Source organism: Dokdonella soli (assembly GCF_039523175.1).
In the GTDB taxonomy this organism is placed as follows: Bacteria; Pseudomonadota; Gammaproteobacteria; order Xanthomonadales; family Rhodanobacteraceae; genus Dokdonella_A; species Dokdonella_A soli.
The window spans coordinates 98,839-117,905 of record NZ_BAAAEU010000008.1 but is presented as its reverse complement, the minus strand read 5'-3'; the positions used below and the strand labels follow the sequence as shown (position 1 = coordinate 117,905).

General features: G+C 64.2%; 14 protein-coding genes. 3 read left to right on the top strand and 11 right to left on the bottom strand.

The genetic code is table 11. The features are described 5' to 3' along the window. Window positions 1-92 precede the first annotated feature (92 nt). Complete coding sequence (locus ABD002_RS10220; RefSeq protein WP_343790475.1) at window positions 93-2,933, bottom strand: TonB-dependent receptor; 2,841 nt, start codon at window positions 2,931-2,933, stop codon at window positions 93-95. 705 nt (window positions 2,934-3,638) lie between these two features. Between ABD002_RS10220 and ABD002_RS10215 the strand changes: the two genes are divergently transcribed. After that, complete coding sequence (locus tag ABD002_RS10215) at window positions 3,639-4,259, top strand: hypothetical protein (RefSeq protein WP_343790472.1); 621 nt, start codon at window positions 3,639-3,641, stop codon at window positions 4,257-4,259. Between the two features lie 41 nt (window positions 4,260-4,300). Here the strand turns inward: ABD002_RS10215 and serS are convergent, their stop codons facing one another. From serS to ABD002_RS10190, 5 genes are all read right to left on the bottom strand, one after another. After that, window positions 4,301-5,578 (bottom strand): serine--tRNA ligase, encoded by a 1,278-nt coding sequence (serS, locus tag ABD002_RS10210; RefSeq protein ID WP_343790469.1) that lies wholly within the window; start codon window positions 5,576-5,578, stop codon window positions 4,301-4,303. 207 nt (window positions 5,579-5,785) lie between these two features. Next, window positions 5,786-6,976 (bottom strand): MFS transporter, encoded by a 1,191-nt coding sequence (locus tag ABD002_RS10205; RefSeq protein WP_343790466.1) that lies wholly within the window; start codon window positions 6,974-6,976, stop codon window positions 5,786-5,788. Window positions 6,977-7,204: 228 nt separating this feature from the next. Continuing rightward, window positions 7,205-8,539 (bottom strand): choice-of-anchor Q domain-containing protein, encoded by a 1,335-nt coding sequence (locus tag ABD002_RS10200; RefSeq protein WP_343790463.1) that lies wholly within the window; start codon window positions 8,537-8,539, stop codon window positions 7,205-7,207. A gap of 142 nt (window positions 8,540-8,681) precedes the next feature. Next, complete coding sequence (locus ABD002_RS10195) at window positions 8,682-10,013, bottom strand: choice-of-anchor Q domain-containing protein (RefSeq protein WP_343790460.1); 1,332 nt, start codon at window positions 10,011-10,013, stop codon at window positions 8,682-8,684. A 134-nt stretch (window positions 10,014-10,147) separates the two neighbouring features. Then, window positions 10,148-11,500: a choice-of-anchor Q domain-containing protein gene (locus ABD002_RS10190; protein WP_343790457.1), complete on the bottom strand. Its 1,353-nt coding sequence runs from the start codon at window positions 11,498-11,500 to the stop codon at window positions 10,148-10,150. A 439-nt stretch (window positions 11,501-11,939) separates the two neighbouring features. Between ABD002_RS10190 and ABD002_RS10185 the strand changes: the two genes are divergently transcribed. Beyond that, window positions 11,940-12,260: an ECF-type sigma factor gene (locus tag ABD002_RS10185; RefSeq protein ID WP_343790697.1), complete on the top strand. Its 321-nt coding sequence runs from the start codon at window positions 11,940-11,942 to the stop codon at window positions 12,258-12,260. Between the two features lie 60 nt (window positions 12,261-12,320). On the opposite strand, the gene ABD002_RS10180 is transcribed toward ABD002_RS10185, so the two are convergent. The 4 genes from ABD002_RS10180 to ABD002_RS10165 form a co-directional block, all read right to left on the bottom strand. After that, window positions 12,321-13,670, bottom strand: coding sequence for a replication-associated recombination protein A (locus tag ABD002_RS10180; protein WP_343790454.1), 1,350 nt, complete (start codon window positions 13,668-13,670; stop codon window positions 12,321-12,323). 65 nt (window positions 13,671-13,735) lie between these two features. Next, window positions 13,736-14,683, bottom strand: coding sequence for a copper resistance protein B (locus ABD002_RS10175; RefSeq protein ID WP_343790451.1), 948 nt, complete (start codon window positions 14,681-14,683; stop codon window positions 13,736-13,738). After that, window positions 14,680-16,491 (bottom strand): copper resistance system multicopper oxidase, encoded by a 1,812-nt coding sequence (locus ABD002_RS10170; RefSeq protein WP_343790448.1) that lies wholly within the window; start codon window positions 16,489-16,491, stop codon window positions 14,680-14,682. Before ABD002_RS10170 ends, ABD002_RS10175 begins: the two co-directional genes overlap by 4 nt. A 107-nt stretch (window positions 16,492-16,598) precedes the next feature. Continuing rightward, entirely contained in the window at window positions 16,599-17,015 is a 417-nt protein-coding gene (locus ABD002_RS10165; protein ID WP_343790445.1) for a hypothetical protein, read from the bottom strand. A 112-nt stretch (window positions 17,016-17,127) separates the two neighbouring features. Here ABD002_RS10165 and ABD002_RS10160 point away from each other — a divergent pair, with 112 nt between their 5' ends. Then, a complete protein-coding gene (locus tag ABD002_RS10160) occupies window positions 17,128-17,985 on the top strand; it encodes a 23S rRNA (adenine(2030)-N(6))-methyltransferase RlmJ (RefSeq protein WP_379989186.1) in 858 nt (285 codons plus the stop codon). A gap of 394 nt (window positions 17,986-18,379) precedes the next feature. On the opposite strand, the gene ABD002_RS10155 is transcribed toward ABD002_RS10160, so the two are convergent. Beyond that, window positions 18,380-18,877, bottom strand: coding sequence for a hypothetical protein (locus tag ABD002_RS10155; protein ID WP_343790439.1), 498 nt, complete (start codon window positions 18,875-18,877; stop codon window positions 18,380-18,382). Window positions 18,878-19,067 lie beyond the last annotated feature (190 nt).

The window sequence follows — 19,067 nt, the reverse complement described above, 5'->3', positions numbered from 1 at the left end:
CCTCGCTTGTAGGCGACTCTCGCAACAAGCCCGCATCCGTGCGGGCTTGTTCACATTGCCTGCGCGATCGATGAGCGCGCGAAGGGAATCGATCAGAACTGGAAGCGTACGCCGGCGAGCAGCGTCGTCTCGTAGAACTCGCGCTGGGTCGGTCGATTCTGTCCCGGCCCCTCGGTGAACTTCAGTGGCGTGTTGGTGAGGTTCTTTGCGGCGAAGTAGACAGACGCCCACTCGTTCACCTTGTAGCTGCCGCCAAAGTCCAGCGAGAAGCGCGGCTGCGAATACACGTCGGTCGCGAGGGATCCGCCGATCGCGAAGATGTTCTTGCTCGTGTAGTACGCGGCGAGATTCAGATCCAGGCCGCGGTAGTCGTAGCTGAGGCCGAGATTCGCCGTGTTCTTCGAGGTCGACGGCAGCATCGTGAAATCACCGTTGCGAATTTGCAGGTGTGAATCGACATACGTCCAATTCGCGCGTACGCCGAGGCCGCTGAACGGTTCCGGCAGTTGGTGGAACTTCTGCTCGTAGTTGAATTCGAGCCCACGTGCGTACGCAGAGTTGATGTTGTCGAATGTGAACACGTGCGCCGGCCCGACGAAACCTGCAAAGAGGCCGTTGTTCGGGAACAGTACCGTGGTTTGCTTGTTGACGATGTAGTCGCTGAGCGCCTTGTTGAACAAGCCCAGCGAAAGGATGCCGCCGTCGTCCAGGTAGTATTCCAGTGCGACATCGATGTTGTCGCTCGTGGTTGGCTTGAGATTCGGATTGCCTTGTGTCACCGAATCCGCGCCCGGATTGATGTTGATCGACGCAGACACCTGACTGAAGCCGGGCCGCGCGATCGTCCTCGAATAGACCGCTCGCGCGACCAGGCTCGGTGATAGTTCGAGGCGTGCCTGCACGGTCGGGAAGAAATTGTCGTAAGTGCGCGACGCGATACTCGGTGCGACGCCGGTCAGGTTGCCGTTGCTGTCCGTCAGCACCGCGTTGGCACCGTAAGTCGCATCGGTGCGCTCCCAGCGCACGCCGGCGAGCACGCTGAGCTTATCGGTCGGTGTGAACTGGTATTGGCCATACGCTGCGTAGACGTTTTCCTTGTCGTGAGTCGACCCGAGCGCGTCGGTCGCCGCGTCGACCAGCGTATTCTCGGGAAACAGGCTGGAGTTGCCGAGAAACAGCTTGCGCATGAAGTTGTAATCGATGTTGTAGCCGTTCTGGTAATGGTTGTCATAGAACGACACTGGCTGACCGCCGATTGCGTCGCCCAGAGGCACCGGCGGCACGCTCGCGTAGCTGAAGCTGCCGATCTCGCCATGGCGGCGGCGTAGTCGCGCGCTGACCCCGGTCTTGAAGTTCTCGCCATCGCCCGCGAAGAAGCTCGTCGGAATCGTCGCGTTGGCCACGCCCGACCATTCCTGGTCATGCGAGTTCTGTTTACCGTTTCCAAAACCGGTGAGCACGTAGTTGGCAGGGTCGGACGGATTGATGGGGGCACCGACGTTGAAGCGCGGGAAATTCGGATTGCTGGTGTTGTCGTAGGCGACCGTAGCGGCATTCGGATTGCCGAATGTGCTGTTGTAGTCGTATGGCGCGTTGAAGCTGCCGATCGTCAGTGCAGCGCGGTAGTCGAGCGTCCACGACGGAAGATGGTTCTCGCCGCCGAGCGCAAGCACACGCGTGTCGATGATCTCCTTATGGTCGCGCAAGGTCTTGTTGAAGGTCACTGCCGGGTCGATGAAGCCGTTCGCATTCGCCGGATCGGGGCTGACGTTGCCGGAAAAGTTGTACAGCAGGCGCTGGCGATTCACGGTTTCCGTGTAGCCCGCGTCGAAGTAGCGCACGTACCAGCGGTTGTCGGTGTTCGGTTCGAAATCCAGTTCGCCACCGTAGCCGATACGGCGGCGGTGGTAGCGGTAGTAACGCTGCTCGAATGCGGCGAACGCCTTGTCCGGCACGGTCGGCTGCTGATCGACGTAGGCGGCTTCGATGTCGTCGACGTTGCGATGATCCTCGTACCACGCCGCCGTGCCGATGAAGCTGAAAGGCTTGTAGGCTGAATCACCGAAACCGAAGCGGCCGCCGCCTGATATCTGGAAATCCTTGATCGGAGAGTTGCGAAGCGTCTCGAGGCCGGTGCCCAGGTGACCGTCGAGGTAATAGTCCTTCGCGGGCGGCACCTGCTTCGGCGTGATCTCGATCGTACCGCCGAGCGCTTCCGCATCCTGCTCGGGAAGATTGGTCTTGGTGACGGTGATCGCGCCGATCAAACCGGCAGGGATCGAGTCGAAAGCGACGGCGCGACCGCCGCCGAGCGGCGATGCCGTGTTCGTCGGCGGAATGCGCACGCCACCGAACGTGGTGCTGTTGAGGTCGGCATCGAGGCCACGGATATTGACGAAACGCCCCTCGCCGGTATCGGTTTCGAGCGAGATGCCGGGAATGCGCCGCACCGCCTCGGCGGCGTTGACGTCCGGCAGCTTGCGGATCTCTTCGACCGGCCGGATGTCAATCAGGTTCGGCGCATCCTGCTGCGCCGCGCGCGCCATCGCTGTCGGCGTCACCTGTGCGGTGACCGTGACTTCCTTGAGTGTCACCGTGCCGAGTGCTGCGCGTGTGAACGTGAAGAACTCCTCGTCGGCCTTTGCGGCATCCGCGACCACCTGCTTCTCGGCAAGCACGTGGCCGTTATATGTCACCACCAATACATAGGTGCCCGGCTCGACCGCCTCGAAACGATACGTGCCGTCGATGGCGGTTAGCACGTTGCTGCTGTGGCCAGCGCCGCGGATCTCGACACGGGCGCCGGCCAAGGGCCGGTGTTCCTCGGCGCTTTCAACCTGACCCGACAGCGTCGCCGTCCCGGCGGCGTAAGCGAGCTGCACACCGACGGAAAACACCGCAAAGCCGAACAGCTTGAAGCGTCCACTGGACATCGCCGGATTCCTTGAATGGGAAAAGAATCCCCAGCGACACCCGAAGCCCGCCCCGGCCAGCATGTCATCCGGTCGATGCTAGGGATCCTGCGTGACTGTTTAGATACCGATCGTTTACAGATCGGCGGCTCTGCCGCACGTATCCGTTGGCCCGACGCACCCCGCACGCCACGGCGAGCGTTCGTGTTCAGGGAATGCGCACTTGGCTGACACCGGGTCGTTTGATGCAGGGCCAGTGTTCCGGCCGAGCGCACGACCTGGCTATTCGCTCCGGCAGCAGCAAGACACGAGACGCTTGATTACGGCGTCCGCGCATAGCCTGAGGAGAGACAACGAAATTCGTAAATCCCCTCAACGAACTTTTAAGGATCAATGTGTTACAACAACTATGCGTTACCTGTGTTCCCCCAAGACGTGCCCTGCTTTTGCGCCCTGTCGGGTGTTAGAGCGTGCACGGATATCGTCCGCCTGCATGAAGTTCTGATCGCAGCGGATTACCGCTTCTGCAAGAACAAACGGCCGCATCGGTGTCGCTTCGGACACGGTGCGACCACGCAACGCCGCGCAGCGCTCCCTCGTTTCCCGATGCAGAGCCTGGCGGGCGGTCCTGGATGGACCAGCCCGGAATCCGGATGGGCGCAGCGTGCGCCCATGTCGATCCGTGCGTTCAGCAGTCGACCCAGTCCATCTACACGAGAAACCAGAATGATTTTCCGCGTCATCATCGCCAGCGTGTTGCTGGTACCCATCGCACGAGCGCAGCCAGCCGATGCCATGTTTGCGGACGGCTTTGAAGCTGCGTCCTACTGCCCGCCGGGCCGCATCGGCACCACGACCGTCAACTGGCGGTACGACGGATTCGATCAACGGGTCGTGGATGCCACGCAGGCCATCAATATATGGGGCCACAACATCGCGACGGCCCCTCTGGTGGACATGCCATGGGCGCAGGGATACGCCGTGTTCTGGTACTTCCCGCGCGACGGCTATCTGGCCGCAGAATTCACTGTGCCGGAGGGATTGTCGCCGGATCAGCGCGGAATGTTTTCGCACGGCGAAACCCTGCCCGGCCTGAACGTCACGATGGCCATCAGCCCCAAGTGCGGGGACTTCCATCCCACCGGCGCGATGTGCCTTGTCGAGAACGTTTCGCCCGGGGGAATCATGGGCACATGGAAAGTTCCGACCGCCTCCGCACAAGGATGCGAGCTCACGCCCGGACAGACGTACTACGCCAATGTGAAATTCACCGATCCAACCGCTGATAGCTACGACTGCGGATCGACGCAGTGTCGCGCTTCGTTCCAGAGCAACCACACCCCATGATCCATCACTGCAGACGAAGCCTGCGGTGATGGGGTGGGCGGCTACGCGATGCGCTCGGCCCCACCCATGTACTGGCGCAACGCCGCTGGCACGGTGATCGAACCGTCCACGTTCTGGTAGTTCTCCATCACCGCGATCAGCGCGCGACCGACCGCGACGCCGGAACCGTTCAGCGTATGCACGAGTTCGGGTTTGCCGGTCTCCGGATTGCGCCAGCGCGCGTGCATGCGACGCGCCTGGAAGTCCGTGCAGTTCGAGCACGAGGAGATTTCGCGGTAGGTGTTCTGCGAAGGCAGCCAGACCTCGAGATCGAAGGTCTTGGTCGCGGTGAAGCCCATGTCGCCGGTGCACAGCAGCACGCGGCGATACGGCAGGCCGAGCTTCTCCAGCACGACCTCGGCGCAACGCGTCATGCGCTCGTGCTCGGCGAAGCTCTCGGCCGGCTTGGCGATGCTGACCAGCTCGACTTTCTCGAACTGGTGCTGGCGGATCATGCCGCGTGTATCGCGGCCGTGTGAGCCGGCCTCGGCGCGGAAGCACAGCGAATGCGCGGCCATGCGCAGCGGCAGCTTGTCCGCCTCAACGATCTCCTCGCGCACGATGTTGGTCAGCGAGACTTCGGCCGTCGGGATCAGATAGCGCTTCGTTTCGCCGACCTCGGTTGCGAACAAGTCCTCTTCGAACTTCGGCAACTGGCCGGTGCCCTGCATCGCGTCGGCATTGACCAGCAGCGGCACGTTGCATTCGAGATAGCCGTGCTCTGTCGTGTGCAGATCGAGCATGAACTGCGCAAGCGCGCGATGCAGCCGTGCGAGTTCGCCGCGCAGCACGGTAAAGCGCGCGCCGGACAGCTTCGCGCCGGTGTCACCATCGAGCCAGCCCTTGTGTGCGCCGAGTTCGACATGATCCTTGACGGCAAAATCGAACGCGCGCGGCGTACCCCAGCGGTGCTGTTCGACATTGCCGGTTTCGTCGTCGCCGACCGGCGCGGATTCGTGCGGCAGGTTCGGCATGCCGAGCGCGATGTCCGCCAACTTCGCCTGGATCTCGGCCAGATGCTGCTCGTTCGCCTTCAACTTGTCGCCGATGCCGGCGACCTCGGCCAGCAGCGCAGACGCGTCCTCGCCCTTGCCTTTTGCAACGCCGATCGCCTTCGAGCGCGTGTTGCGCAGGTTCTGCAGCTCCTGCGTCTCGGTCTGCGCGCTCTTGCGCTGCGCCTCGATCGCCTCCAGCGCGGCGACATCGAGCGTGTAGCCGCGGGTCGCGAGACGCTTGGCAGTTTCGGCGAGGTGGCCGCGCAGCAGGGCCGGGTCGAGCATGTGAGAGTCCGCGAAGATCGAAAGATCGCGGATTATCGCGGCTGGGCGCCGCTCTCCGCAAACTGCAGTTGCATCGTAGGAGCGGCTTCAGCCGCGATGCTCTCTCAAGCCCTCCCCGTTCAAGGGGAGGGTTGGGTGGGGATGGTGTTCGCCCTATGGAAAAGCATCGCGGCTGAAGCCTGTCCTGAGCCCGTCGAAGGGCCGCTCCTACGGAAGGCTGTGGCCTCCGTCATGGCCCTTACGCACCCAGAACCACAGCAGAAACGCAGCAGCGAATGCGCAACCTGCGCCGAACGCGAACGCCGCGAACGGTGACAGCGTCGACCACAACCAGCCGAACAGCAGTGAGGCCGGCAACAGGAAGATGCCGGAGACGAGGTTGTACCAGCCGAACGCGGTGCCGATGCGCTCGCGCGGCACGAGATCGGCGACCAGCGCCTTCTCGGTGCCCTCCAGCGCCGCGGTGACGACGCCATAGCCGGCGAATGCGACCCACAAGGCCCAGTCCGCACCCGGCAGCAGACCAATGACCAGATACGCGACCGCGTACGCGGCCCAGGCGACGCCGAGCGTGCGTGCCCTGCCCCAGCGGTCGGACAAGGCCGACAGCGGCGTCGACAGCACGGCCGCGACCAACGAGAACAGCGCCCACATCAGGGTCACGCGGGTCGCGCTGGCACCGAGTTCGTTCGCGCGCAGCAGCAGAAACATGTTCGAGGAATTGCCGAGCGTGAACAGCGCGAGCACGAGCAGATAGCGGCGGAACGATGGCGGAAGTCCGCTGAATGTCCAGCGGACCGGTTCCTTCGTGCGCGCTGCCGGATGCTCGGGTTCCGGCACCGCGAACGCGAGCGCGAGCACGATCAGCGCCGGCACGATCGCGAGCAGGAACACGTGACGAAGTCCGACGCCGGCTGCGAGCAGGGCTGCCGCCATCAGCGGCCCGATCACCGCACCGAAGTTGTCCATCGCACGGTGAAAGCCGAACGCGAGCCCGCGCTGGCCCGGTTCGACGCTGAGGCTGATCAGCGCATCACGCGGCGCCGAACGCAGGCCCTTGCCGACGCGATCGGCGAAGCGGCAGGCGAGCACGCCGAGCCAGCTGCTCGTGATCCCGATCAGGGGCCGCGCGAAACCGGCGACGCCGTAGCCGGCGACCACCCAGACGCGCACCTTGCCGCTGCGGTCGGCGAGCACGCCGGCGAACAGCTTGAGCAGGCTCGATACCGCTTCGGCAACGCCCTCGATCAGGCCGAGCGCTTTGGGCCCGGCCATCAACACCGAGGCGAGATACAACGGCACCAGCGGATAGATCATGTCGCTGGCGGCGTCGTTGAACAGGCTGATCGTCGCGACCAGCCAGACCGTGCGAGGCAACGCGCGGATCGCGCCGATCATCGGAACTGTTCCTCGCCGCACATGCCCGGCACTCCCGGAAGAAATGCGGCGATTATGGCCTGCTGGCCGCTCGAGCTGGCCACGCGGCCGTCGGCACGTCCATTCAGCTATTGGCCAGCGCCGAACTCAACCCGGGTCGATCAGTCGCCGATGACTCGAAGAATCCGGATCGTCACAGCGCCCCGCTGCGCTCGATCGCCCGGTCCCACGGCGCCGTCGAAAAGATCCCTAGTCGAAACCGTTGTAGAAGATTTCATCGTCCACGTCCTGCCGCTCGTAGGCGCCAATATCCGCAGCGGCGCCTCGAACCCGCTCGAAGAACGTGCCGCGTTCGTCATACGCGAGGCCGGCGGCATTGTTGCCGGCGTCGACGGCGGGGCTCGTTGGATTCAGAGCGTGCGTGAGCAAGCGCACGACGGACACACCGGTGCCGTGATACGACAAGGGACCCAGCTGCGGGTCCGCGGTGATGTTTCCCGGCGGATAGCGGTTCGACGAAATGATCAGATCGTTCGAACCCGAAAGTATCTTGGTCGGAGGGATGTACAGATCCGCGAAGACTCCGGTGGAGCTGTACATGTTCTTCGCGATGATCGAACTCTGCACGGCCATGTCGGTGCTCGTTTTGACGCCGGGAATTTGACTGTCCGCGACGTTGAACGCGATCGTGCTGTTGGCGATCTTCGTGAATGTTGCCGTCTCCACGCCGCCGGCGATGGTTGCGTGGTTGCCCGAAACGGTCGAGTCGGTCAGATACAGGTGATTGCTACCGCCGGCAAGCGAGCCCGCTAATATGCCGCCGCCATGCGATGCCTTGTTGGAATCGATCGTGCTGCTGGATATCCCGATGGCTCCTCGGGCATATATCCCGCCGCCGTTGGCTATCCTGCCGCCGGACACGCTGTTGCCGCTCACCGCGCTGTAGCCCATCTGCAGTCCGGCGGCTGCGTATATCCCGCCACCGCTTGCATATCCGGTGCTGCCGCTGACGATCACCAGGTTGCCGCTGACCGTACTGTTGGCCACGACCGCGCCGTGCGCATAGATGCCACCGCCGTGAACATTGGCTCCCGCAGTGCTCGAACTCGCAATGCATCCGGTGACGGCGGCCTCGGAGAGAAAGACGGTGCCATTGACCGACACGACGCATCCGCCCTGTGCGTAGGCCGCGCCCGCGTATTTGCCGTTAGCCAACGTCAGGTCTGCGATCTCGAGCGTGCCCGTCCCCGTGTGGTTGAACACGCGGCTCCTGCTGCCGGCGTCGATCGTCAGCGTATGGTCAAGCGGACCCGACACAACGAGACTCTTCTGGGCTACCGCGATCTCGCCCGACTGCAGCGTGATCTTGCTGCAGGAGAGCGAACTCAGGTCGACGATATCGCCCGTTGCCGCGCTGGCGACGACCTTGCGCAGGGTTCCGGGAGACAGGTCGTCCAGGCAACTGGTGACCTTGTCGATGTTGGTAGCCGATGCGCTCAGGGGCGCGCCCAATGCGAACGCAGCGGCCAGGCAGGCAGCGAGTTGCCTGACCGGAAGATGGCGAGTAACCGACGTGGGCTGCATGGATCCTCCGAAAACCGACCAGACCGTCACCCGGAAGGTGGCGGCAACCCGGCACCACCGGACTGCACTCGGGGCTGCCTGTTACCTGAAACGGATCGCGGGGCGGTTTGCGACATGAAGGCGCCGCCCAGGCTTTCACCAGCTAGTCGAAGCCGCTGTAGAAGATCTCGTCATCGTGGTTCTGGCGCTCGTAGGCGCCGATATCGGGCGCTAGCCCCACGGAACGGTTGAGACCACGTTCATCCGTGGAACCTCCCGCAGCAGTGGCCACTCCCTGGTCTACCGCCGGGCTCGACGGATTCAACGCGTGGGTGCGTCTCAATTCGCCGTGATAGGCGAGCGGCGCCAGTTGCGGATCGGCACTGATGGTATCCGCCGGCGCCGTGTTGCTCGACATGATCAGGTTGCTGTTGCCCAAGAAAGTGAAGCCGCTGCCCACGAACAGGTCCTGGAAGGTGCTTGCCGAGCTGTTCTTCGCGATGATGGAACTGACGATCGTCGCGTTGCCTTGCAGATACGCCCCCTGGCGGGTCGTCGAGGTATTGAATGCGATCGTGCTGTTGTAGAGGTGCAGCGAAGACGCGAATACCTCCAAGCCGCCCACGCTCTTCGCGCTGTTGCCGGAGATGGTGCTGGTTTCGATGAGCTCCGTGTCGCTCGAGAAGTGTCCCAGCGACACGCCGCCGACGCGGTCTGATGCCTGATTGGAATCGATCGTCGAATGGTGGATCGACGCGATCCCGGCGAACACACCACCGGCAGCGCCGGTGGCTGTGTTCGAACCGCTGGCCACATTTCCACTGATCGTGCTGTAAGAGCTGGTGAACTTGCTGGTCTTGATGCCGCCGCCACTGGCAAAGTTGTTGTAGTTGGCAGCGATGGCCGTATTGCCGCTGATTTGGCTCTCGTAGAGTGATACCGCGGGCGCATAGATCCCGGCACCTCCCGCGATAAAGGCACTGGAGGGCGCCTTTCCTGATACTTCGACCGAGCAGTTGCTGACAGTGGACCACCGCAGTCTGACCGTTCCCGAGGAAGCGATGCAGCCGCCCACGGCGCTTCCGGTGGTGCTTGTATATTTGCCTCCAGTCAGCTTCAGATAGTTGACGTCCAGATAACCGCTGCCGGTGTGATGCAGCACCCTGCTCCCGTTGGCTGCGTCGATCGTCACCCAGCCGGGAAACGACATGTCCCCTTCGAATTTCAGGTTGTTCACGGCAACCGGAATCTCGCCGTGGGCCAGGGTGATCATGCTGCAGGTGAGCCGGAGCCCGGAGAGGTCGACGAAGTCGCCGTCCTTCGCGCTGGCCACCGCCTGTCGGAGGGTGCCAGCGGAAAAGTCGTCGGCGCAGCTGTTGACGCTCCAGACCGTCGTTGCACCGGTGCGCAACGGCAGTGCCAGGCCCAATGCCATGGCGAGGCAGGCTGCCAGCGGTGCTGTGCGGGGAAAGTGGTCGCGTCGGGTGGCAGACATATTCCTTCCTCCTGTCAGTCCAGCTGTGCAGTCGGCAACGCATACCGGGGGTCTGGTATCCCGGAGATCACCTGCCTGCCTTTTGAAACGGAATACGGCGCGGTTTGCGACACGCGGAGGCCACCCAACCGTAGTCAATCGAAGCCGCTGTAGAAGATCTCGTCGTCGTTTACCTGTCGCTCGTATGCGCCGATATCAGGCGCACCGGCTGGCACCTCGCGGGCGTATCCGGTGCCGCGCTCGTCCGTTGTTAGCGACAGCGGATTTCTTCCGTTATCAACGACGACACTCGTCGCAAGCGGCGCATGCGTGCGCAAGCCGACATTCAGGAAGTCACCATGAACCGCCAGTGGCGTCAGTTGTGGATCTGCCCTGATCGTATCGGGCAAACCAAGATTGGACGAGATGATCAGGTTGTTCGATCCACTCAGAGTATGGCCTGCGCCGTTGACGTACAGATCGGTGAAGCCGCCGAGCGTCGTCGTGTTCTTAGCAATGATGGAACTGACGACCATGGCATTCGCGTTCGAGAACACCGCTGCCTTGTCGTTGCCCGAATTGAAGGCGAACGTGCTGTTGTAGATCTGGATCGGCGCCGCGGAAGAAACGGCGCCGATATTGCCGCTGGCCGTGTTGCCCGAGATCGTGCTGTTGACGAACTTCGCCGTAGTGCCAGTGGACCTCTCGCACAACCCACCGACATTGAGTGCCTGATTCGAATCGATCGTCGTCTGGGTGACGGTGACATTGCCGGTCGCGTTTATGCCACCGCAAATGGCTACGGCAGCGGCATTCTGACCGACGGCGCTATTGCCGCTGATGGTGCTGGCGTAGGCGCTGAACCCGTTCGTCGCAACCCCACCTCCGGTCGCATACCCATCCGGGGTGATTGCGGAATTACCGCTGACGCGGCTCGCGGTCACGTTCGTATAGCCGGAGGAAAAGATGCCGCCACCGACCGCAATGAACCCCGAAGGCGCCGCGGCCGCGCAATTACTGACGACAACCCCTACCACCCTGACGTTACCTGCCGAGTTGATGCATCCGCCCTTGGCATCTCCGCTTACCGGCGCGTAATGCCCTCCTGCCACTCGGAATCCGTTGAGGTGCAGCCGGCCTGTTCCGGTGTGGTGGAAGATGCGACTGCTGGCGCCGCTCGGCACGGTGACGGTCAGCAGCAAGTGGTCGAGAGATACATCCCCCGGTCCCAAATTGGGGCCGCCCGGTCCCTGAAAATCGAGATTGTTCACCGCGATGGGGATCTCTCCATGCATGAGTGTGATCGTGCCGCAGGTGAGCCCCGACATGTCGACGATGTCGCCATCCACCGCCACGCTCACCACCTGGCGCAGCGTGCCAACCGACAAGTCATCCGCACAGCTGATCACGTTGCGGATCGCGGCATGTGCTGACGGTGACGGCAGACCGAGCGCCGCCGCGAGACATGCAACCAAGGGTGCCATGCGTAACGTGTTGGCGAATTGCATGGTGTTGATCCCGTTGCCTCTGTTGCGTGAAAAACCAGACGTGCGAATACGACGGGCCCGAGCGATTGGCATGTTCAGCTTCGTGACGCGGAAGGGTCGCTTCGGCGGCGCGAACGGCTGCGCTGGTCCGCATCAACCACCAGCCTCGTCCTTCTGAAACGGAATACCGCTCGGTTTGCGACAAGACGGTGTGCTGGGGTCGCTCTGGCAGCAGCACATCGATGAGCAACCAATACCAATGGATCCGATTCCGCTGACTGCATGGCTTCGAGCTGCGGCCAGCGGCGACGGCGGTGACCGAGCCTACGCCCGTGTTTACGCCGAGTTACGCCGCTTCGCTGCCCGCCAGTGGGCAGGTCCGGCGATCAGGCCACGCTGACGCCGACCGCGCTGGTCAACGAGACGTTCCTGAGGCTTCGCCGGCGGATCGCCCACGACGCTGAACGACCGCCGTCACTTCTTCAATCTCGCCGCCTGTGCGATGCGTCAGACCGTGATCGACAATGCGCGCGAACGGCTTGCCTGCAAACGCGGCGGCGATCTGGTGCGCACGCAATTCGACGAGGACCTGCCCGACCGCGCGCTCGACGCACCCCAGGCGCTCGCCGTGGAACAAGCGTTCGGCGCGCTCGAACGGCAGGATCCTGAGCTCGCGCAGACCCTGAACTGGAGCGTGTTCGCAGGCCTTTCCGCACTGCAGATCGCCGAACTGCGCGAGGTGAACATGCGCACCGTGCAACGCGACCTTGCGCACCATTGAGCATCCGCTCCGGACTCGGGCGGTCACCTCGTACTTGAAATGTACGGAGGTTGAGGCGCCTCATTCACCTCTGCTGCGACTCGCAGCGCGTCGGGACGCGCGCAACGCTTCGAGCTTGTCGCGAAACTTGCCCTCCAGGCCGCGCTCGGTCGGCGCATAGAACGTCGCGTCGGCGAGGGCATCCGGCAGGCATTGCTGGTCGAGCGCGACGCCGCCCTCGGCATCGTGGTCGTACTGATAGCCCTTGCCGTAGCCGAGCCCCTTCATCAGTTTCGTCGGCGCATTGCGTAGGTGCATCGGCACCTCAAGCGTGCCGGTTTCACGCACGATGCCTTTGACCTGGTTGAATGCCGCGTAGGCCGCGTTGCTCTTCGGCGCGACCGCGAGATACAGCGCAAGCTCGGCGAGACCGAGCTCACCTTCCGGACTGCCGAGCCGGTCATATGTCTCCCAGGCGTCGAGCGCCATGCGCCACGCGCGAGGGTCGGCGAGACCGATGTCCTCGACGGCCATGCGCACCATGCGCCGCGCGAGATACTTCGGATCGCAGCCGCCATCGAGCATGCGCGTCAGCCAGTACAGCGCCGCGTCGGGATCGGACGAGCGCACCGACTTGTGCAGCGCCGAGATCTGGTCGTAGAACTGCTCGCCCCTCTTGTCGAAGCGGCGCGTGCGGTCGGCGAGCACTTGCGCGAGCGTGGCTGCGTCGATCACGCCGTCGTGGGCCAGCTCGGCGGCGATCTCGAGAAACGTCAGCGCGCGGCGCACGTCACCGTCGGCAGCCTGTGCCATTGTCGCCAGCGCAGCGTCGTCGACGCTCAGTTTCAGCGCGCCGAGCCCGCGCTTCGCATCCGCCAGCGCACGGTGGAGCGCCGCGAGGATCGCGTCGGCCGGCACCGCATCCATCACGTGCACGCGGCAGCGTGACAGCAGCGCGGAGTTCAGCTCGAACGACGGGTTTTCAGTGGTGGCACCGACGAACACGATCACACCCTTTTCGATATGCGGCAGGAACGCGTCCTGCTGCACCTTGTTGAAGCGGTGCACCTCGTCGACGAACAGCACCGTGCGCACGCCCTGTGCAAAGCGCACCTCGGCCTCGGCCAGCGCGGCACGCACATCCGGCAGTCCGGACAGCACTGCCGAGATCGCGCGGAACTCCGCATCCGCATATTTCGCCAGCAACAGCGCGAGCGTCGTCTTGCCGCAGCCGGGCGGCCCCCACAGGATCATCGAATGCACGTGCCCGGCCTCGATCGCGCGGCGCAGCGGCGTGTCTTCGCCGAGCAGGCGCGGCTGGCCGACGATCTCAGCCAGCGTGCGCGGACGCATGCGCTCGGCGAGCGGCTTCAGGTCGTCAGACTCGGTGAACAGTCCGCTGACGGGTGATGAGGGTTTGCGGCGGGACATGGCCGCATCATAAGCCACGGCGGCGACCTGCCTGAGTCTTCACGAAGATCCACATGCGCACCTCCCTAGAACCACACCCGCACGCCGGCGACCCAGCGCAGGTCGGTGACATCGTGACCGTCCTCGCGCGCGAAGTCCGCGGTCGCACCAAAACTCTTCGTCCACTCGACGCCAACATACGGCGCGAACTCGCGGCGGATTTCGTAGCGCAGGCGCAAGCCGAATGATGTGTCGGAAAGTCCGGAGCCAATGCGCAGCGCCGGATCGGCCCTGCCATACGCGTTGAGTTCGACACGCGGCTGCAGCACGAGGCGCTGGGTCAGCAGCAGCTCGTAGTCGACTTCCGCTCGCAGCGCGGTCCTATCCTGCTCGCCGACATATGCGGTCGCCGCGATCTCGAACCAGTACGGTGCCAGTCCCTGCACACCGAACGCGACCCAGCCGCGATCCGGACCGCGCCCGAAATCGCGGCGCACACCCAGCTGGCTGTCCCAGAACGGCGCGATCGCGTGGCCCCACAGCAACTCAAGATCCGCGTGCTCGACCGCACCGTTCGCGCGCGAGCCTTCGCTGCGTACGTGCAGCTTGTCGAAATCGCCGCCGAGCCAGCCCTGCGCGCTCCATGAGGTCGCGTAGCCATCGCCGGTCTTCACGCGTTCGAACCGGTCCAGCGCGAACAGTCCGAACATCGCACGATCGTCCATGCCCATGACGTCGACCATCTGCACAGGCGACATCGGACCCATCTCATGGGTCGGCGCTGGCGGCGGCACATGATCGGGCGGCGGACGCGAGGCGACGGCGTGGCTCGCGCCATGCTGCATGCCGCCGTGGTCCATGGCGCTGTGGGCGGATTCTGCAGGCTGTGCACGGGCGCCCTGCGCTTGCACCGGCTTCTTCTCGGACGACTCTTCCGGATGATCGCCATGCGATTGCGCGTGAGCGCCCACGGCAAACGCAAGCGCCAGCGCCAGCGCCGCGCCGAATCGGGGGATGTACCGATGGATGCTCATGCGACCATCACCTCGCGAAACATGCCCGCTTCCATGTGGTAGAGCAGATGGCAGTGATAGGCCCAGCGCCCGAGCGCGTCGGCGCTGACGCGATAGCTGAGCTTCTGCGCAGGCTGCACGACGACCGTGTGCTTGCGCATCTGGAACGATCCGTCCGGCGTTTCGACTTCGCTCCACATGCCGTGCAGGTGGATCGGATGGTTCATCATCGTGTCGTTGACCAGTGTGATGCGCACACGCTCGCCGTGCTTGAGGCGCAGCGGTTCGGCGTCGGAGAACTTCCGGCCGTTGAACGACCAGACGTAGCGTTCCATGTGCCCGGTCAGATGCAGCTCGATGTCGCGCTGCGTATCCACCGAGATCGGTGCGGTCACGCTGTGCAGGTCGGCATAGGTCAGTACGCGGCGGCCGTTGTCGCGCAAGCCGATGCCGGGATCGTCGAGATTCGTGCGCGGCATGTCGACACGCATGTCGACGCCGGGGCCGAACTCGGCGCGCGCGTGCGTGACCGTGGCGACATCTCCGTGCCGCATGTCGCCGTGGTCCATGCCGGGCATCGACGCGTGATCCATGCTGCCGCGCATCGCCGCGCCGCAGCCACCTTCCATGCCCTTCATCGCGGCGCGACCGGACCCGTCCATGGCGCCATGATCCATCCCACCCATCATGTCGCGCATGGTCAGCAGCGAGCGCGGATCGAGCGACGGCACTACGACCGACATGCCTTCGCGTGGGGCCAGTGTGCCGCGCGCGTAACCCGATCGATCCATCGACTGCGCGAAGATCGTGTAGGCATGCTCCGCATCTGGCTCAACGATCACGTCGCAGGTCTCGGCCGGGCCCAGACGGAATTCGTCGACGCTGACCGGCTCGACATCCTGGCCATCGTGCGCGACCACGCGCAGTTTCAATCCGGGAATGCGCACGTCGAAGAACGTCATCGATGCGCCGTTGATGAAGCGCAGGCGCACCTTCTCGCCGCGCATGAACAGGCCGGTCCAGTTCGCGGCCGGCGTCGTGCCGTTCATCAGATAGGTGTAGGCGTAGCCGGAGACATCAGCAAGATCGCTCGGATTCATGCGCATCTCGTTCCACATGCGCCGCTCGGCGAGCGCTTGCTGCAGGCCCCGCCCGCTCGCGTCGCGAAGGAAATCCAGCGCGGTCGGCTTGGCGAAGTTGTAGTAGTCGCTGCGCTTCTTCAGCGTCGCGTAGATGTGCTCGGGATCGATGTCGGTCCAATCCGAGAGCAGGACGACATGTTCGCGATCGCTCGGGAAGCGTTCGCCACCGCGTGGCTCGATCACGATCGGCCCATACAGCCCGATCTGTTCCTGGAAGCGCGAGTGGCTGTGATACCAGTAGGTGCCGGCCTGGTTCACCGTGAAGCGATAGGTGTAGCTCTCGCCCGGTGCGATGCCCATGAACGAAAGCCCGGGCACGCCGTCCATGTCGGCCGGCAGGATGATGCCGTGCCAGTGGATCGAGCTGCGGTCCCGAAGCACGTTGTGCACGCGCAAGCTGACCGTGTCGCCCTGGCGCCAGCGCAGCAGCGGCGCCGGCAACTGGCCGTTGACGACGACCGCGTCGCGCGCGGCGCCGGTGAAGTTGACCGGCAACGCGCCGATCTCCAGATCGAATTCATTGCCGTACAGCACGCTGCGCTTAGGCGAGGCCGCTGCGGCAAATGCCGGCAGCCGCGCCAGACCGAGGCCGGCAGCAAGGCCACCCAGTGCGAGACCCTGTACGAAGCGCCTGCGCGGCAGCAGCACACACGCGGATTTGCGCGGATCCGCGGAAAAAATACCCATGTCGATGATTCTCCGTGTCGCTTTCGATGCGCACGCGCGCATCGGGATCGATCAAGCGTGCGGACTTGCGCCCGCATGCGAGGATCAGGATGGATCCAGGGGGAAATTCAGGCGATCGGAGGCCGCAGCAACCGTGACGTAACCATCGCATACACGTCCGTCGCATTGGCGACGGGTGCCGCAGTGCGCGGCAGGACCATCACGGACGCCATCGGCGATGCGATCCAGCCCGCGCAGACGAAGCCACAGGCACAGACCTTGCCCAAGCAGCATGGGCAATCGCCGGCATGCCGATCGGCATGCGCGGATCGTGGCGTCATCTGATCCGGATGTGCGCAGTGCGTGCTGGCCGCGGCGTGGTGCATGTCGCCGACATTCACGCCGGCCGATACGAACGGAATCGCTGAGGCAGCGATGCCATTCACGAACATCGACATCGCCAGCGCGAACGCGAGCAGACGCAGCACGCGCAGGTGCGCGAGACGACTCAGGCGGAAACGGGAGCTGGCGAAGGAAGGCGTCACGACCGAGAATGGTACGCGCACAGCCGCTGCGGGCCAATACGACCGTCCGGATCGCGCATCGTTCGATCCGTATCGGCGCGCCATGAATACGCGCGCCCACTATCGAGGCTCCATGAACTACCGCCATGCGTTCCACGCCGGCAACTTCGCCGATGTCTTCAAGCATGCCATCCTGATCGGCCTGCTGGGCGCGCTGAAAGCGAAGCCGACACCGTTCTGCTACGTCGACACCCACGCCGGCCGCGGCCTCTACGACCTGCGCGGCGACGCAGCCCAGCGCACCCATGAACATCTCGACGGCGTGCAGCGCCTGCTGGCCGCTACGCAGCTGCCGGCACCGCTGCAGGCGTATGTCGACCTCGTCCGCTCGTTCGATGCAGGCGACAACGGCACGCTCGCAAGCTATCCGGGCTCGCCGCTGATCGCGGGCCGGCTGATGCGTGAGCAGGATCGCGCGATCGTCTGCGAGCTGCACGAGGAGGAAGCGGCCGCGTTGCGCGCCGCGTTGCACGGCGATCCGCGCTTCGCGATCCACCGCCGCGACGGCTACGCATCACTGAGGGCGCTGCTGCCCCCGGCGCAGAAACGCGGCCTGGTCCTGATCGACCCGCCGTTCGAGGCGCAGGCCAGCGAGTACACGCAGATCCAGAATGCGCTGGAAAACGCATTCGAGCGCTGGCCGAACGCGATTCACGCAATTTGGTATCCGATCAAATTGCGTGACCCGATCGCGCCGTTCCACCGCTGGCTGGCATCGCACGAACGCCCTGCCGACGTGCTCGTCGCGGAATTGCTGCTGCATCCGGACAACTCGATGCTGCGGCTGAACGGCTGCGGCCTGGCGATCGTGAATCCGCCCTGGCAGTTCGACCGTGAACTCGGAACGTGGCTGCCGGCACTGGCGGATTTGCTTGCGCAGAGCCGTTATGGCGCGGCCCGAATCGACTGGCTGAAGACCGACGCGGGTTGAAGGCGCCCGAAGCATTCACTGCCGATTCAATCCGTGCGGCTCAAGGTAGCGGAGTCCTCGCGGGCCGGTCCCGCCGCGTGGCGAAAGGTTCCTTTGCCGGCAGGCAAGATGTCGGCGGGCTGAAAGGCACAGCAGCGAAACCGGCGTGGAAATCGCTGGCGAAGCAAGGAGTCTCACCTATGGGCAGCAGCAGCGAGAATGAGCAAAGGAAATGCGCGAATGCACCCTGCAATTGCGTGGCGCGATCACATGACGCGTATTGCAGCGACTATTGCAAGCACGCAGCGACCAGTGGGCCGCCGCGCCAGGAACCGGTCTGCGCCTGCGAACACGAGCTCTGCAAGAAAGAGTGACTCGCGTTCGCGCGAATTGCCGTGGCGCGAAAACGGCCACGTCAGACCAGCAGCCCGGACTCCTCGAACGGCAACTGCATCGCCCCCGCCCGCGTCAGCGCGTCGGCGACCGCGCTTGCACGTATGCGCGCATCGTCGATGATCACCAGGATCCGGCCGTCCTCGATCTCCGCCTCGAACATGCGCCGGACCGGATTCGGATAGCCGGCACCGGCGAGCGCCGACGACCAGCCGCCGACCGCCGCGCCGATCAACGCAAGCAAGCCGGCGCCCGCGATCGTGATGCCGATGGCGGGCACCGCCACCGCCACGATGCCGGCAACACACCCGACGACTGCACCCGCGCCGGCGCCACGCAAGGCTGCCGGCAACATGTCGGTGGAGACCTCCAGCCGTTCCATCGGGACCGACTTCACCTCGATGTCGGAACGCGCGATCAGCGAGATGTCCTCATCCGCGACACCGACCTCGCGTGCAGCGGCGATCGCACGCTCCACGGTCGGCAGGTCCGGCGCACTGAATACATGGCGAATCCTCATGGCGTCACCTCGTTCGGCGACCGTGCCGTACGTCCATCCTGCAGCGGCCCACTTGGCTGCCGAATGAATGGCCTCTCAGGTTTGTGCGCGCAAGGCGGGCAAAAGTTGCTGCGCACGCCCACGAGAGCAAGCAAAGCGCCCCGCGCCGCCCGCGGGCCGCCACAATCGCGCGGCTATACTGCCGCCGCCA

Coding starts and splice junctions, on each gene's coding strand:
- ABD002_RS10220 (WP_343790475.1), bottom strand. CDS start 2,933: ATGTCCAGTGGACGCTTCAAGCTGTTCGGCTTTGCGGTGTTTTCCGTC.
- ABD002_RS10215 (WP_343790472.1), top strand. CDS start 3,639: ATGATTTTCCGCGTCATCATCGCCAGCGTGTTGCTGGTACCCATCGCA.
- serS (WP_343790469.1), bottom strand. CDS start 5,578: ATGCTCGACCCGGCCCTGCTGCGCGGCCACCTCGCCGAAACTGCCAAG.
- ABD002_RS10205 (WP_343790466.1), bottom strand. CDS start 6,976: ATGATCGGCGCGATCCGCGCGTTGCCTCGCACGGTCTGGCTGGTCGCG.
- ABD002_RS10200 (WP_343790463.1), bottom strand. CDS start 8,539: ATGCAGCCCACGTCGGTTACTCGCCATCTTCCGGTCAGGCAACTCGCT.
- ABD002_RS10195 (WP_343790460.1), bottom strand. CDS start 10,013: ATGTCTGCCACCCGACGCGACCACTTTCCCCGCACAGCACCGCTGGCA.
- ABD002_RS10190 (WP_343790457.1), bottom strand. CDS start 11,500: ATGCAATTCGCCAACACGTTACGCATGGCACCCTTGGTTGCATGTCTC.
- ABD002_RS10180 (WP_343790454.1), bottom strand. CDS start 13,670: ATGTCCCGCCGCAAACCCTCATCACCCGTCAGCGGACTGTTCACCGAG.
- ABD002_RS10175 (WP_343790451.1), bottom strand. CDS start 14,683: ATGAGCATCCATCGGTACATCCCCCGATTCGGCGCGGCGCTGGCGCTG.
- ABD002_RS10170 (WP_343790448.1), bottom strand. CDS start 16,491: ATGGGTATTTTTTCCGCGGATCCGCGCAAATCCGCGTGTGTGCTGCTG.
- ABD002_RS10160 (WP_379989186.1), top strand. CDS start 17,128: ATGAACTACCGCCATGCGTTCCACGCCGGCAACTTCGCCGATGTCTTC.
- ABD002_RS10155 (WP_343790439.1), bottom strand. CDS start 18,877: ATGAGGATTCGCCATGTATTCAGTGCGCCGGACCTGCCGACCGTGGAG.